At 65.1% G+C, this 15,215-nt stretch carries 15 protein-coding genes; all 15 read right to left on the bottom strand.

All coding sequences use genetic code 11. The features are described from left to right. Window positions 1–25: 25 nt before the first annotated feature. The 15 genes from NATOC_RS04870 to NATOC_RS04800 all read right to left on the bottom strand — a co-directional run bounded on the left by NATOC_RS04870 (window position 26) and on the right by NATOC_RS04800 (window position 15,062). Entirely contained in the window at window positions 26–832 is an 807-nt protein-coding gene (locus tag NATOC_RS04870; protein WP_015320311.1) for a CBS domain-containing protein, read from the bottom strand. Between the two features lie 43 nt (window positions 833–875). Next, window positions 876–2,351 carry a DHH family phosphoesterase gene (locus tag NATOC_RS04865; RefSeq protein WP_015320310.1) on the bottom strand — a complete coding sequence of 492 codons (1,476 nt, stop codon included), beginning with the start codon at window positions 2,349–2,351 and terminating at the stop codon, window positions 876–878. 67 nt (window positions 2,352–2,418) lie between these two features. Further along, complete coding sequence (locus tag NATOC_RS04860) at window positions 2,419–3,948, bottom strand: NADH-quinone oxidoreductase subunit N (protein WP_015320309.1); 1,530 nt, start codon at window positions 3,946–3,948, stop codon at window positions 2,419–2,421. Beyond that, complete coding sequence (locus NATOC_RS04855; protein ID WP_015320308.1) at window positions 3,948–5,477, bottom strand: complex I subunit 4 family protein; 1,530 nt, start codon at window positions 5,475–5,477, stop codon at window positions 3,948–3,950. Before NATOC_RS04855 ends, NATOC_RS04860 begins: the two co-directional genes overlap by 1 nt. Next, entirely contained in the window at window positions 5,474–7,513 is a 2,040-nt protein-coding gene (gene nuoL / locus NATOC_RS04850) for an NADH-quinone oxidoreductase subunit L (protein ID WP_015320307.1), read from the bottom strand. The genes NATOC_RS04855 and nuoL overlap by 4 nt, the downstream gene beginning before the upstream one ends. Before the next feature lies 1 nt (window position 7,514). Then, the gene (gene nuoK / locus NATOC_RS04845; RefSeq protein ID WP_015320306.1) at window positions 7,515–7,820 is read right to left on the bottom strand and encodes an NADH-quinone oxidoreductase subunit NuoK; all 306 of its coding nucleotides are present in this window, start codon (window positions 7,818–7,820) and stop codon (window positions 7,515–7,517) included. Continuing rightward, window positions 7,820–8,281 carry a hypothetical protein gene (locus tag NATOC_RS04840; RefSeq protein ID WP_015320305.1) on the bottom strand — a complete coding sequence of 154 codons (462 nt, stop codon included), beginning with the start codon at window positions 8,279–8,281 and terminating at the stop codon, window positions 7,820–7,822. The genes nuoK and NATOC_RS04840 overlap by 1 nt, the downstream gene beginning before the upstream one ends. Further along, window positions 8,278–8,562: an NADH-quinone oxidoreductase subunit J gene (locus NATOC_RS04835; RefSeq protein ID WP_015320304.1), complete on the bottom strand. Its 285-nt coding sequence runs from the start codon at window positions 8,560–8,562 to the stop codon at window positions 8,278–8,280. Before NATOC_RS04835 ends, NATOC_RS04840 begins: the two co-directional genes overlap by 4 nt. A 40-nt stretch (window positions 8,563–8,602) precedes the next feature. Continuing rightward, complete coding sequence (locus tag NATOC_RS04830; protein ID WP_015320303.1) at window positions 8,603–9,064, bottom strand: NuoI/complex I 23 kDa subunit family protein; 462 nt, start codon at window positions 9,062–9,064, stop codon at window positions 8,603–8,605. Beyond that, window positions 9,061–10,146 (bottom strand): complex I subunit 1/NuoH family protein, encoded by a 1,086-nt coding sequence (locus tag NATOC_RS04825; RefSeq protein WP_015320302.1) that lies wholly within the window; start codon window positions 10,144–10,146, stop codon window positions 9,061–9,063. Before NATOC_RS04825 ends, NATOC_RS04830 begins: the two co-directional genes overlap by 4 nt. Then, window positions 10,143–11,795: an NADH-quinone oxidoreductase subunit D gene (locus NATOC_RS04820; protein ID WP_015320301.1), complete on the bottom strand. Its 1,653-nt coding sequence runs from the start codon at window positions 11,793–11,795 to the stop codon at window positions 10,143–10,145. The genes NATOC_RS04825 and NATOC_RS04820 overlap by 4 nt, the downstream gene beginning before the upstream one ends. Further along, window positions 11,792–12,499: an NADH-quinone oxidoreductase subunit B gene (locus NATOC_RS04815; RefSeq protein WP_015320300.1), complete on the bottom strand. Its 708-nt coding sequence runs from the start codon at window positions 12,497–12,499 to the stop codon at window positions 11,792–11,794. The genes NATOC_RS04820 and NATOC_RS04815 overlap by 4 nt, the downstream gene beginning before the upstream one ends. Next, window positions 12,496–12,909 (bottom strand): NADH-quinone oxidoreductase subunit A, encoded by a 414-nt coding sequence (locus tag NATOC_RS04810; protein WP_049888885.1) that lies wholly within the window; start codon window positions 12,907–12,909, stop codon window positions 12,496–12,498. Before NATOC_RS04810 ends, NATOC_RS04815 begins: the two co-directional genes overlap by 4 nt. 341 nt (window positions 12,910–13,250) lie before the next feature. Beyond that, window positions 13,251–13,883, bottom strand: a complete 633-nt coding sequence (locus NATOC_RS04805) for an AIR carboxylase family protein (RefSeq protein ID WP_015320298.1) — start codon at window positions 13,881–13,883, stop codon at window positions 13,251–13,253. A 15-nt stretch (window positions 13,884–13,898) separates the two neighbouring features. Beyond that, window positions 13,899–15,062, bottom strand: a complete 1,164-nt coding sequence (locus tag NATOC_RS04800; RefSeq protein ID WP_015320297.1) for a 5-(carboxyamino)imidazole ribonucleotide synthase — start codon at window positions 15,060–15,062, stop codon at window positions 13,899–13,901. Window positions 15,063–15,215 lie beyond the last annotated feature (153 nt).

The following is a 15,215-nucleotide window of genomic DNA, read 5'->3' as shown; positions in this document are numbered from 1 at the left end:
TGATCAACGGAGCGAACGGTTCGCCCTACTTCTCCGACTGGAGCCGTTCGGTCGTCTGAACCAGCGGGTGGCGCGCGTAGTCGACGACCTCGATGTCGTCGATCCGTTCGAGCCCCTCCTTTTTCGCCGTGCGGGCCATCCCGAGGTCGATCGGCTGATCGATGACGATGACGTAGGCGTCCATCTCGTCGATCTCGAGGCGGTCGGCCGCCAGCACGCGGTGGTGGCCGTCGGCAAGCAGCAAGGTCCCGGCGTTGTCGATGACGACGAGAGGTTCGGCCAGGCCGTGCTCGAGTTCGTACCGTCGCCCCTCGAGCTCGTCGGCGTAGACTCGTCCCTGGGTCGGCGTGAGGTCGGCGAGGGGGACCGTCCGTCGCTCCTGGCGCAGTTCGACGTCGTGGATCTGCTCCAGGGTGTTGACGAGCTTCCCGACCTTCTTGGGCGTCGCACGCTCGATCTGACTGCGGATCACGTCGGCGTTCGAGATAATCCCTACGAGGTTGCCCGCGTCGTCGACGACGGGCAGCTTCTGGATTCCCGAGCGAAGAATCACCCGCGCGGCGTCGGTCACTTTCATCTCGGGGTGGGCGACGAGCAGATCCGTCGTCATCACTTTGAAGATGGGGTCGCCGTCGTCGGCCAACAACAGATCACGCGCGCTGACGAACCCCTCCACGCGCCGGCGCTCGCAGACGGGGAACCCGCTGTGGTTGTCGGTCTCGGCGATCCGGTTGGCGACCTCGCCGACGGTCGTCTCCGGCGAGACCGTCGCCACGTCGCGGGTCATGTAGTCTTCGACCTGGGGCTTGGTCCGATCCGACGCAACGTCCATACTGGACCAACGCGACCCCGGTCCAAAAGCACTGCCGTCGCGGTCACTCCCCGTCCTCGAGTTCGAACAGCACCTCGCTGGTCTGGGTGTAGGAGCCGACGGGCGTCCCGGGCTGGGTCTCGATCGCCTCGAAGAACCGATCGGTGATGACTTCCTCGACGACGCTGACGATCGAGTCGACCTGGTCGTCGTCTGCGGCGCCGAGGATGCCGATCTCGAGCTGGGCCCCAGCCATGTCGGCGTGGCCGCCCGCGCTCCCGATCCGGTCGAAGGCGTCCCGGAGCGCTTCGCCGAGATCGACGTCGCTCGCTCGAGAACGTGCGGAGACGAACACCATCTCGTCGATGAACCCGAACACCAGCGACGTGTCGACACCCTCCATCGTGAGCAGCCGGTCTGCCGCCTGCGGGAGCGCGTCGCGGTCGCCGATCCGTCCGGCGCTGGCTGCCGCGACCGAGCCGCGCTGTTCCCGGCTCTTGATCGCGCGAGCGATCGTATCCAGCGTTTCGCCCTCGAGGGAGGGCTGTTCGATCCGACGAAGGACGTCGGTATCGACGTGGGGCCACAGCGTCGCCGCGGCCTCGAAGTCCGCCGAGGACACTTCCCGGGTGAACTCGTCGGTGTCGACTCGAATACCGTACAGCAGTGCCGTCGCAGTCGCCCGATCGAACGCCGAGCCGAACTGGTCGAGATACTCGGTCAACACCGTGCTCGTTGCACCGGCGTGTTCCCGCAGATCGACGTAGTCGCTTGGTACCGGACCGCGGGGCGGGTGATGGTCGATGACGACGTCGATGTGGAGGTCCTCGGGAAGCTGATCGTTGACGCCCGGTCTGGAGTGATCGACCAGCGCGAAGGCGTCGTACTCCTCGAGGGATTCCCCGGGCTCGAGATTGCGCAGGTCCAACCCGAGGACGTTGACCATCGCTCTGTTTTCCTGGTGGGAGATCTGGCCGAAGTAACAGGGGTCGGCCCGGACGCCGACCGACTCGGCGATTCCGGCCAGCGCGACCGCGCTCGCGATCGCGTCGGGGTCGGGATTGTCGTGCATCACGACCGCAAGGCGGCCGTCGATCCCCTGGAGGTGTTGCCGCAGCCGGATCGCGGCGTCGGCGGGTGCACTCGTCGTCGCCTCGAGGACGGCGTCGCCAAGCGCCCGCTCGGGGTCGATCACACGGTCGGCGAGCTCGTCGAACGCCGCGCGGTCCTCGGGCGTCGGCTTCCCCCCGAGGTAGGCGACGATCGTCGCGGACGGAAACCGCTCCCGGGCCCGCTCGAGGGCGAGTCGGTTGCGGTCGGTGCGGTCGCCAGCGACGAAAACGAGCTCCGGTCGGTCGACGCTTGCAAGTAGTTCGGGCGCCGTCGGATCCCCCTCACGGGCGGGAACGCTCTCGTCGCGGAGCGTCTCGACGGTCTGGTCGTCCTCGGTAACGACCAGCAGCCGGCCGTCGCACTCGGGGAGCTGTGTGATCGTCTGGCGACCGACGGTTCCGCACCCGAGTACGAGCCGGAAAACCATACGGTGCGGCTTGCAACCCCGTCGGGTAAAAGCTACCGGCTTGGAGAGGACGAACCGGACCCGGCGGTTAGCTGATCGCGACGGTCGCGGCCTGCTGTGCCGCGTCGGCGATCGGGCCAAACACCGGCAGCGCAACGACGGTCAGCACGGCAGCGACGACGATCGCGGCGTACAGCCCCGTCGGCTGTGTGAGGGTGTCCCGGTCGACGACCGGGTCCTCGATCCAGACGGCCTTCACAAGTCGCGCGTAGTAGTACAGCGAGAGTGCACTGTTTACCACGAGCGCAGCCGCGACGACCAACATGGCGCTGTTTGCCGCCGCGGCCTCGATCGCGCCGGTAAAGAGGAAGTACTTGCTCCAGAACCCGCCCAGCGGCGGGATGCCGGCGAGGCTGAACATGAAGATACCGAGCGCGAAGCAGGCGACCGGCGCCTGGTTCGAGAGTCCGTTGTAGTCCTCGAACGTGCGGCCGACGCCCCAGTACTCCGCGAGCGCGACGAACAGGAAGGCACCGGTGTTCATGAAGCCGTAGACCAGCAGGTGCATCATCGCCGCGCCCATCACGATCTCGCCCCCGTCGGCCGAGAGACCGGCGAGCCCGATCAGGGCGTAGCCGGCGTGGCCGACCGAAGAGTACGCGAGCATCCGCTTGACGTTGTCCTGGGTCGCTGCGGCGAAGTTCCCGAGTGTCATCGTGACGATCGCGAGGATGATGAAGGCGACCGTCCAGTCGACGCCGATGACGGCAGTCGTCGGCTCGATCGGGAACGCGGTCGTGAACACGCGGAACGCGATCACGAAGCCTGCCGCCTTGGAGGCCGAGGAGAGGAACGCGGCCACCGGTGCGGGCCCACCCTCGTAGGCTTCAGGCGCCCAGAAGTGGAAGGGGACGCTGGCGGTCTTGAACGCGAAACCGCCGATCAGCATCAAGATCCCCAGTCCAAGCAGGCCGCCGTACTCGCCGGCACCCTCGAGGTTGGCAGCGATCGCCTCGAGCTGGAGGTGCCCGGTCGCACCGTAGACAAGCGAGATCCCGTAAACCATAATCGCCGACGAGAGCGCGCCGATCAGGAAGTACTTCAGGCCGGCCTCGACGCTCCCGCGGTTGTTCTTGAGGATCGCCACGAGGGCGTAGGAAGGGAGACTCGCCAGCTCGAGAGCGATGAAGATGGTCACGAGGCTGTTCGCGGCGGCCATCGTGGCCATCCCGGTCGCCGCGAGCATCATCAGCGAGTAGTACTCGGCCTGGTAGGCGTGGTCGGCCATGTAGTCGTAGCTCGCCACGGCGACGAGTGCGGTGACGACCGAGACGACGGTCATGAAGAACAGCGCCATCTGGTCGACGACGAACTGGCCGCCGAACAGCTCGACGACGCCGCGGCCACCCTCGGCTGTCGGAGTGCCGACGCCGGCGAGCATAAACCAGACCGCGACGGCGAGTGCCGCGAGCGAGCCGACGGCGGTCGTCCCTGCCAGCAGCGAGCGGTTTCTCGTGTGCGGGTTGATGCTGTCGATGACGAACAGCGCGAGCGCCGTCGCCACGAGGATCAACGCCGGAGCGAGGGCGGCCCAGTCGGGAAGTTCGAACACCGCCATCACAGCTCACCTCCGTTCTCCAGGATCGGATCGACTGCGTCGGTAATCATCTCGAAGATCAGTTCGGGCGCGACGCCGAGGGCGATGATGATGCCAAGCAGCACGAACATCGGTGCGACGTCGTGCAGCGGCGCGCGGCCCACATCGTAGTCGGTTTCCAGGTGGTACGGTCCGAAGACGGTCCGCTGGAGGGCAAACAGCAGGTAGCCGGCGACGATGACGATACCGAACATCGCCAGCGGGGTAAACACCTGCGAGTACGGGAGCAGCCCGGAGCCGAAGGCGCCGAAGAAGATCGCGTACTCGCCGAAGAAGCCACTCATCAGCGGCAGCCCCATGTAGCCGAAGGCACCGGCGACGAGGATGCCGACGGCGACGGGCATCCGGTCTGCCATCCCGGACATGTCGGTGACCATCCGGGTGTGAGTCGCGTTGTAGATGACGCCGACGGCCATGAACATCAGGCCGGAGATCAGCCCGTGGCTGACCATCTGGAAGGTGGCGCCACCGACCCCGAACTGGGTGTAGGCGATCAGCCCGAGGATGACGTAGCCCATCGACGACACCGAGGAGTAGGCGACGATTCGCTTGAGGTCGGTCTGGGCCAGCGCCAGCATCGCACCGTAGATGACGCTGATAACCGCGATCGCCGCGATCGGCACCGCGTAGGCTTCGACCTGATCGGGGAACATCGTGAAGTTGAACCGCAGCAAAGCGTAGGTCCCCATCTTCAGCAACACACCCGCCAGCAGCACGGAGGCGGGCGTGGGTGCCTCGACGTGGGCGTCGGGCAGCCAGGTGTGGAAGGGGACGATAGGGACCTTCACGGCGAACCCGAGGAACATCGCCACGAACACCGCCGCGGCGATCGTCGAGCCTGCAACGCCCATGAACGCCTCGGGCCCGCCATTTAGCATCGCCGTCGCGACCTCCGGCAGCGCGAAGCTCGTGACGGCGTCGCCGAGACTGAAGACCAGCACGATGAAGGCACCGAACATCAACAGCGAGGCGACGTTCGTGTAGACGAAGAACTTGATCGCCGCGTACTTCCGGCGTGGGCCGCCCCAGACACCGATAAGCAGGTACATCGGGATCAGCACGGCCTCCCAGAAGATGAACCAGACGAAGAAATCAAGCGCCGCGAAGACGCCGATCAGATTCGCCTCGATGAACAGCACAAGCCCGTAGAACTGGGACTCGCGGTCGTCGATCGGCGTCCAGGAGCTCATGATCGCGAGCGAGGTCAGTATCGTCGTCAACACGACAAGCGGTAGACTGATGCCGTCGAGGCCGACGAGCCACGAGATCGTGTACTCGCCCAGCTGGATCCACTCGTACTGGGACTCGAAGGCGAGTTCGCCGTCGAGCAAGGCGTTCCCGCTGCCGTCGAACGCCGAGAACATCCACAGGCTGAGCCCGGCGGGGATCAGACTGATCGCGAAGGCCAGTTTACCGGCGAGACGATTCGGCGCGACGAAGGTTACCAGTGCACCGATCAGTGTAACCGCGAGAAGTGCTTCGATCATCATAGGAACCACCCTCCGAGGACGCCGAGGACGACAAGCAAGGCGATGAACCCGGCGACGATCAACGCCGCGTAGTTGGTCACGATGCCTGTCTGGATCCGCTTGACGCGGTCGCTACCGAACAGACTCACCGACGAGACGCCATCGACGGTCCCGTCGATGACGGTCTGGTCGAATCGATCCGCGGCACGGGACAGCGGCAGGGTCAGCCCCTCGGCGAGCCAGACCTGGTACTCGTCCTGGTAGTAGTTGGACTCGATCGTCTCGCGGACGTTCCCGAGTCGCTCCTTGTGGGCGACCGGTTCGGGGACGTTGTACAGCTTCCAGGCTAGTCCGGCACCCGAGAAGGCAAGCAGCAGTGACAGTCCCGCCGCGACCAGCACCGTCGTCGACTCGGTGCCGATGTAGCCGGTGTCGTAGACCGCCGCGAGCGCGTCGGTGTAGGCAGCGTACGTCGTTCCCTCGACGCCGCCGCTGAGCCACTCGTTGAGGAACTCGATCTCCGCACCGGTGAGCTTCGCGACCGGCGCGAGATTGGCGACGCCGGCCACCAGCGCGAGGACACCAAGCGACGCGAGCGGGAACTTCACCGCCCAGCCGACGGAGTGTGGGTCCTCGGCGACGTCCGAGCGGGGTTCGCCGTGGAACGTCAGGAACACCATCCGGAAGGTGTAGAAGCCGGTGAAGAAGACGGCGAGCAGTCCCATCGCGTAGGCTGCCATGATCAGGGGCTGTTCGACGCCGACGATCAGGGCGTCGTAGAGGATCTCGTCTTTCGACCAGAAGCCCGAGAACGGAATGATCCCGGCGAGCGCGAGCGCGCCCGCGAGGAACGTGTAGTAGGTGACGGGCGCCTTGTTCTTCAGGCCGCCCATCTTCCACATGTCCTGTTCGTGGTGCATGAGGATGATGACGGCGCCGGCCCCCAGGAACAGCAGGGCCTTGAAGAAGGCGTGGTTCATCAGGTGGAAGACCCCGGCGACGTAGCCGCCGACGCCGAGCCCGAGCATCATGTAGCCGTACTGGCTGATCGTCGAGTACGCCAGCACCTGCTTGATGTCGTCTTTGACGACGCCCATCGTCGCCGCAAACAGCGCGGTGAAACCGCCGACGAAGGCGATGATCGCAAGCGCCGTCGGCGAGAGGGCGTAGTAGCCGAACATCCGGGCGACCAGGTAGACCCCGGCCGCGACCATCGTCGCCGCGTGAATCAGCGCGGAGACGGTGGTGGGACCCTCCATCGCGTCGGGCAGCCAGGTGTGAAGCGGGAACTGGGCGGATTTCCCGATGACCCCGCCGAGGACGAGCAGTCCGGTGATCGTCACCCAAGTCTCGGCGTCGAAACCGAACAGTTGGCCGCCGTCGTCGATTGCCGTCTCGGCCGCGGCGACGAACGAATCGTCACCGGCGAACTGGAGCGTGCCGAAGGTTGCGGCGATGGCGACGACCCCGATCAGGAAGAAGTAGTCACCGAAGCGGGTGACCAGGAACGCCTTCTTCGCGGCCGAGGGCGCCGAGCGGGTGCGGAACCAGAACCCGATCAGCAGGAACGAGCACAGCCCCACCAGCTCGAAGAACATAAACGCCATCAGCAGGTTGTCCGCGTAGACGAACGCGAGCATGCTGAACGTAAAGAGGCCGAGCCCGGCGTAGTACCGCGGGAGTCCGGTCTCGCCCTCGGCGTTCATGTACTCAAGGCTGAAGACGTGAACGAGAAACGCGATCAGCGAGACGATCACGAGCATCAGCGCGGCCAGCGGATCGATCAGGATGCCGAACGTGAACTCGATGGCGTCGGTGCCGATCTCGCCGGCGGCGTCGCCGGCCGCCCAGGTGAACAGCGTCTCGTGGTAGTATCCTTCTTCGCCGCCCGCGACGGCCGCGAGCATCGCAAGCGAGAGGGCCAGTGAGCCACCCGTCGCGACGATGCCCGGGATCGCCCCCTTCTTGGGCAGCTTCGGCCCGAAGGCGAGAGCGATAACGAACGCCGCAAGCGGGAACAGCGCGATCGCCGGTGCGTAGTCGAATAACCCTTCCATCTTACCACCTCATCGTCGTCGGAACCGTGACGTCGACGTCACGGAAGTTACGGTACAACACCAGGATGATCCCGAGCCCGATCGCGACCTCCGCGGCGGCAAGCGCCATCGCAAACAGCGCGAACACCTGTCCCGTGAGGTTACCGTGATACAGTGCGAACGCGATCAGATTGATGTTCGCCGCGTTGACCATAATCTCGACGGACATCAGGAACATCAGTGCGTTGCGACGCGTCAGAATGCCAAAGAGGCCGATGGAAAACAGCGCCATCGACAGCAGGACGAAGTACTCGATAGGGACGTCCATCAGGCGTCACCTCCGTCCTCGGCGTCGGTCGACTCCGTCGACTCCGAGCGCGACCCGCGCTCGAGGTCGCCGCCGTCCGCCGCGGCGATCTGGTCGCTGCCCGTCGTTCCCGGACCGGACCCGGTAACGCTCGCGAGGGGAGCGACGGGCTGGCCCTCCGTCTCGCGTTTCGCGAGGACGAGCGCGGCGTCGAGCGCGGCGTCCAGAACGACTGCGATGAGCAGGAACGAAGCGAGGAACGGCTCGGTGTTGCCGATCGATCCCTCGGTCGACTGCAGGGCCGTAAAGTCAAACAGCGCGTAGCCGATCTCGGAGGTTACCGAGATGCCGTCCGGAAAGCCGACCATTTCGTCGGCAAAGCCCGTATTCAGCGCGATCATCGCCATCGCGCCGAACAGCGCGACGGCCAGAACGCCCGGGACCAGCGACTCGCCCAGCCGGAGCTGGGGTCTGTTACTCATGTCTGTACCACCTCGTCGGACTCGGTTTCCGCGTCCGGCTCCTCGCGCTGGGTGAGCATCACGGCGAACGTGATGAGGATGAGGACTCCGCCGACGTAGACGAGGACCTGCATCATGGCGACGAACTCCGCCGCCAGCATCACGTAGTACACCGCGACGCTGACCAGCGTCACGCCGAGCATCAGTGCCGAGTGCCACGGATCGGCAAGCAACACGACGCCGAGCGCGCTGGTGAGCGTGACGAACGCGAACAGCGCGAACGCGATCAGCTCGTATGTCATTGTTGGATGTGTCTGCCCGTTCTCGGGACGGGCGGCCCGATTACTGGTAATCGACCTCTCCGTCACCCTCGCCGATCCACGCACCCCGGTCGGGTTCGCGTGACTCGAGCGGATCGATATCCTTGTACCACGGTACCGCTTTCAGCTGCTCTTTGTTGTACACCAGATCGTGTTTGGTATCGCCCGTGAACTCGAAGTTCTGGGTGAGCAGGATGGCGTCGACTGGACAGACCTCCTCGCAGAGTCGACAGTAGATACACTGTCCGATGTGGAGGTTGTACTGTTCGCCGTTGCGCTGGTCGTCCATCACGATCTGGATCGTATCGTTCGGACAGACGTTCTCGCACTGGCGACACCAGATACACCGCTCCTGGCTGAACTTGTGGACTCCCCGAAAGCGCGGCGAGACGTCCGGCGCGGTTTCGGGGTACTCGACGGTGAACGTCGAGCCGTCTAACGCGTGTTTCATCGTCGTTGCCATCGATTTGAGTAGTCCGATCATTGGATGATCCCCACGATTACCGCGGTCAGTATGAGATTGGCAAACGAAAGGACGAGCAGTCCCTTCCAGCCGATTTCGATCAGCTGATCGATCCGAACCCGGGGCACCGCCGACCGCATCCACTGGGTCAGCAGGAAGACGCCCCAGATCTTGATGATGAACCAGACGATCCCGATCGCCTCGGGGCCGGGTCCGGCGGGGCCGCCGAGGAAGATCGTCGCGATGATCGCCCCGCCCAGGAAGATATGCAGGAACTCGCCGAGATACATCAACACGAAGTAGACCGAGGAGTACTCGGTCTGATATCCCGCGACGATCTCGGTCGGGGCCTCCGGCGTGTCGAAGGGGTTGCGACCGACTTCCGCGAAGTTCGCCGCCAGGAACAACACGAACGCGAACGGGTTGACGATCGCGAACCACTGCGGGATCGCGACCACACCGAGATCGACCAGCGGCTGGTTCTGGACGGCGACGATCTCGCTCATCTGCAGGGAGCCGGTGAAGATCACGACCGACATCCCGGTGACGACGAGCGGGATCTCGTAGGCGACGTTCTGTGCGACCGCACGCAATCCGCCGAGCATCGAGTACTTGTTCGCCGACGAGTAGCCGGCCATCACCAGACCGAGACTCGCGATGCCGGCGACCGCAAAGACGAACACCAGACCGACCTCGGGGTCGGCGAGGTGGATCCCGCTTCCCATCGGGATCACCGCGAAGCCCAAAAGCGCCGAGGACGCGACCACGATCGGCGCGAGGTCGTAGGCCGGGCGGTCGGCGTTCTCGGGAATGATGTTTTCCTTCGAGAGCAGTCGCACCGCGTCGGCAACGATGATAAACAGGCCGGCGGGCCCGAGCCGGTTGACGGCGATCCGGTCCGTGAACGCGGCGGTGATCTTCCGTTTCGCCCACGGGCCGGCGACGCCGGTCATCGCCAGCATCAGATTGCCGATAATGAAGGCGGCGAGAAACGCCGCGAGTAGCTCACCGGCGAGCCCGAACTGATCCAGGCCGAGCAGGTCGCCGAGCCGCTCGGGGAGCAACACGGTATCACCGGTCTGGAGGAACGGCCCCTCGATCATCGATCCACCTCACCGAGCACGATATCGAGGCTTCCGAGCGAGGCGATCAGGTCGGGGATGTACTCCCCTTCGCTGATCTCCTCAAGTGCCGAGAGGTTGTGGAAACACGGGCTGCGGATCTTGAACCGGCCCGGCTTGTCGGTACCGTCCGACCGGATGTAGATGCCCAGCTCGCCCTTCGCGGCCTCGACGGCCCGGTAAATCTCCGTGTCGGGATCGGGTTTGAGCGTCCGGGGAACGTTGGCCTGAATCTCACGGTCGTCCTCGGGCCAGTCCTCGAGTAAGTCGAGACACTGCTCGATGATCTTTGCCGACTCCTCGACCTCCTCCATCCGGCAGAGAACGCGGGCGTAGTTGTCACAGCCCTGGCGGGTGATGACGTCCCACTCGAGGTTCTCGTAGTAGCCGTAGGGGTCGTCACGCCGGAGGTCGTAGTCGACTCCCGAGGCGCGAGCGACGGGGCCCGTACAGCCGTAGGACTTGGCGACTTCGGGTTCGAGGACGCCCGTGTCGTTACACCGGATCTGGAAGATCTCGTTGCCGGTGAGGAGATTGTGGTACTCGTTTGTCTTCGCGGGGAGGCCGTCGAGGAAGTCCCGCGTCTTCTCGAAGAACTCCTCGCGGGGCTCGGGCAGGTCCCAGGCGACCCCCCCGAGCCGGAAGTAGTTGAACATCAGCCGCTGGCCGGTGAGGTCCTCGAGGATGTCCTGGACGACTTCCCGGTCGCGGAACGCGTACTGGAAGACGGCGGTAAAGTCGCCGTAGACGTCCAGCGCGAAGGTCCCGAGCGCCAGGAAATGCGAGGCGATCCGGCAGAGTTCGGCGCCCATCGTTCGGATGATCTGGGCGTACTCGGGGACCTCGATGTCGGCCAGATCCTCCGCCGTGCGGGCGTAGGCCCACTCGTTCAACAGGCCGGCCGAGACGTAGTCCCACCGGTCGGGGTAGGGCATGATCTGGTGGCGGTAGGTCCCCTGCTGGCACATCTGCTCCTCGCAGCGGTGGAGGTAGCCGATGTCGGGATCGATGTCGACGACGGTCTCGCCGTCGAGCACCGTCTTGACGTGGAGCACGCCGTGGGTCGCCGGATGGTGGGGACCGATGTTGAGAAACATCGTGTCCGACTCCTCGTCGTGGTGGTCGGGCTGGATCGGGTTGGCGTGCTCGGTGAGGGTGACGACCTGGGGCTGTTCCTGATCGTAGTCCTTCGAGAGGGGGTGGCCCTGCCAGGTTTCGGGCAGGAGGATCCGGCGCGGGTCCGGATGTCCCTCGTAGTCGATCCCCACGAGGTCGAACGCCTCCCGCTCGTGCCAGTCGGCGGTCCGGTAGACCGGCTCGGCGCTCTGGCTGACCGGGTCGTCGACGCTCGTCGGAACGATGACCGACACCTCCTGGGTCGGGTCGGCGTACTTCCGGAGGTGGTAGATCGACTCGTATCGGTCCTCGTACTGCTGTGCGGTCAGACAGGAGAGGTGATCGAACCCTGCCTGGTCCCGGAGATCGAACAGGACGTCCTGCACATCGTCCGGGCGGATGACGAAGCCGGGCGCGTTGAGGTGATCGTCGCGTCTGAGCGCACGATCACCGATCAACGCCTCGAGTTCGTCCTCTGTGAGCTCCCGTGCCTCTCGTTCGACGCCCGTGCTCATGGTGAATCAGCCCAGTTGTACCGCATGACGAGATCGTCCTCGTCGATGTCGTCCGCGAGTTTCTGTACGAGTTCGTCCTTCGGCAGGTCGCCGAACTGTTCGAGTTCGTACGGTTTGACCACGACGGGCGAGGTCTCGCCGTTGCGGATCCGTTCTTGCAGTTTGGCGACGCCGTAGATCAGCGCCTCCGGTCGGGGCGGGCAGCCGGGAACGTGGATGTCGACGGGAATGATCTCCTCGGCTCCCTTGACCACGTTGTATCCCTCCTGGAACGGCCCCCCGGAGATCGTACACGACCCCATCCCGACGACGAACTTGGGTTCGGGCATCTGGTCGTAGACCCGCTTCATCCGGGGCCCGAACTTCGAGACGATCGTTCCCGGGACGATCATCACGTCGGCCTGGCGCGGCGAGGCTCGGGGAACGCCCGCGCCGAACCGGTCGAGGTCGTGTTTGATCGCGTACGTGTGCATCATCTCGATGCTACAGCAGGCGATCCCGAACTGTAGCATGAACATCGAGTTCCCCCGAACCCAGTTCATGAACTGGTCGAACTTCGTGAGGATGAACGGGGTCGATCCGAACGCCTCCCGAAGCTTCGAGTTGAATCGGTCGTCGGGACCGGCCCCCATCCGTGCCTCGCGAGTGTCGGTCGACGGAGCGGTACTCTCGTAGATGTCTTGCCGTGGTTTGTCGCTGCTCATGATCGATCAGCTCCAGCTTCGACTTGTTCCTGCGTCCTCGCCCACTGGACGGCACCGGTTCGCCACGCCCAGGCGAAGCCGATCAGCAGGATGACGACGAACGCGACCATCGGACCGAGGGCGTGGACGAGTCCGTACTCCTCGGCTGCGAGCGCATCCTGGTAGACGACCGCCCACGGAAACAGCAGGACGGTTTCGATGTCGAAGACGAGAAACAGAAGCGCAACCATGTAGTACTGGATATTGAATCGGATGCGCGTCCCGCCGGTCGGCACCTCGCCACTCTCGTAGGTGGCACGTTTGCTCGTTTCGGGGACGCTCGGCCGCAGGAGGTACGATACCGCCATCATCCCGAGCGGTATCAGCAGTCCCACGAGCGCGAGCGCGCCGATAGCGATCCAGTCATTCATCTCGATAACGTTCGAGGCTTCAGAGTCCACGCATATAAGGGTGATTCTTCCCGTTTCGGCCCGTAGGAGCACCAGCATCCGTTTTCGTCGCGCGAGGACGCCCGCAAACGATCGTCAGCACAACGACTACCCCGTTCGTCACGAAGAATCGGTCCGATCGACAGCCGAGGGACGTCCAACGGGTATTCGTCGACCGACTGCAGTGAACTACCTCGGGGCAAGTGGTTCGAGAATCGCCGATCCTCGTCCTCACGAGAGAGCAAAGCTCTCTCGAACGATCCCGGTACTCGCCCTGCTCTACTTGTAGAGGGCGTTTCCCACGCGCTCCCGCGTCAGTCAGCTCACTCTTCCGAGAACGCCGCGGTTCCCTCGTCGTGAAGCCGGCGTGAGACCGCGCCGACTTCGTCTCGCAAGCGCTCGTGATACTCGAGGAGTCGCTCTCGAACGGGCTCGTGTCGACGGGCGAGGATCTGGGCGGCCGAGAGTGCGGCGTTGAACGACTTGCCGGCGTCGACCGCGACCAGCGGCGCGCCAGTCGGCATCCCGATGACGCTGTCGACGGACTTCTCCTGGACCGGAACGCCGATCACCGGCAGCGGGTAGGCGATCGAGGCGGTCATATTCGGCAGGTCGGCGGACTTGCCGCCCGCGCCCGCGATCAGCACCTCGAGCCCGCGGTCCTCGGCCGTCTCGGCGTAGGCGGTCATCAGCTCCGGCGTGCGGTGGGCGGAGGTGACGTACGTCTCGAAGGTAAACCGGGCCTCGGGCGGAGTCTCGTAGTCGGTCTGTTCCTCGAAACCGAGTTCGTCGACGAGGGCGTCGTAAGCGCCGCGGCGACGGCCACCAGTCGACATCACCTCGAGGTCGGAGTCGCTGCCCATGACGATCCCGACGTCGGGCGTCTCGGCGTCCGGGCGATCCTGGTCGGCTTCGCGGTGCAGGCGGTCGATCAGCTCCTCGACGGTGTCGCTCATGGTAGGCAGTGTTGCTTACTCCGACGTGAACGTGACGGCACGCTCGAGTTCCCGGGCGGTCTCGAGCAACTCCTCGGTCGTCTCGCCCTCGCGTCCGGCGAGCGTGACGTGGCCCATCTTCCGCAGCGGCCGAACCTGTCGCTTTCCGTACCAGTGGAGGTTCGCCGCGGGCGTCTCGAGGACGCGGTCAACGTTCCGGAGCTCGGCGTCTCGCGACTTATCGACGTCGCCGAGCAGGTTCACCGACACCGTCGGCGAGCGCAGGTCGGTCGCGGCCAGCGGCCAGCCAAGCACCGCACGGACGTGCTGTTCGAACTGCGAGCTCTGTGCGCCCTCGATGGTCCAGTGGCCGGAGTTGTGCGGGCGGGGGGCGATCTCGTTGAGCAGGACGTCGCCGTTGGGTGCTTCAAAGAGTTCGATCCCGTACACGCCCCGTCCCTCCATCACCCCGAGGACGTCCTCGGCGACCTCGCGGGCTCGTTGCTCGACGGCCTCCTCGGAGCCCGCAGGAACGATCGTCTCCCGCAGGATCTCGTCCTCGTGGACGTTCTCCCCGATCGGGAACGCAGCGGTCTCGTCGTCGCCCTTGACCGCGATCACCGAGATCTCCCGTTTGAAGTCGACGAACGATTCGACCATCGCGGGGCCGGCGACCGACTCGAGGGCCTCGGCCGCGTCGGCTTTCGACTCGACGGGGACGTTTCCGCGACCGTCGTACCCGCCAGTCCGGGCCTTCAGCATGACGGGCGCGCCGTAGTCGTCGATCGCCTCGCGGACGTCGTCAGGACCATCGACCGCCCGAAACGGCGGGACGGGAACGCCCGCGTCCTCGAGGGTTCGCTTCTGGACGAGCTTGTCGTGGATCGTCTCGAGGGTCGCGGGATCGGGGTGGACGGGCGTCCCCGAGTCCTCGCTGACCCGCTCGAGGACGTCCTGGTCGGCCAGTTCGATCTCGAAGGTGAGGACGTCGGCCCGCGCGGCGAGCTCCCGAATGCCGGCTTCGTCGTCGAACTCGGCGACGATCTGGTCACGCGCGACGGGCGCGGCCGGACAGTCCGGCGTCGGATCGAGCACGACGACCTCGACGCCAAGCGGCGCGGCCGCCTCGGCGAGCATTCGTCCGAGCTGTCCGCCACCGACCACGCCGAGGGTCGGCCCCGGCGTCCGTAGCGTCGTCATCGGGCGTGGGTTGGACGGGCCGTCGTTTAAGTATTCTCAATCCTGTCGATTTAGCGACGAAGTCCCGGTATCGATCAGCACGTTCGTGAGTACTCGAGCGGGCAGCCACCGACTGACCGTTGCGGTCAACAACGAGGTCGCGTCCTCGTCGCA

The sequence above is a fragment of the Natronococcus occultus SP4 genome (assembly GCF_000328685.1).
Taxonomy (GTDB): domain Archaea; phylum Halobacteriota; class Halobacteria; order Halobacteriales; family Natrialbaceae; genus Natronococcus; species Natronococcus occultus.
The sequence above is the reverse complement of the archived record's forward strand: the minus strand, read 5'-3'. Positions and strand labels throughout refer to the sequence as shown.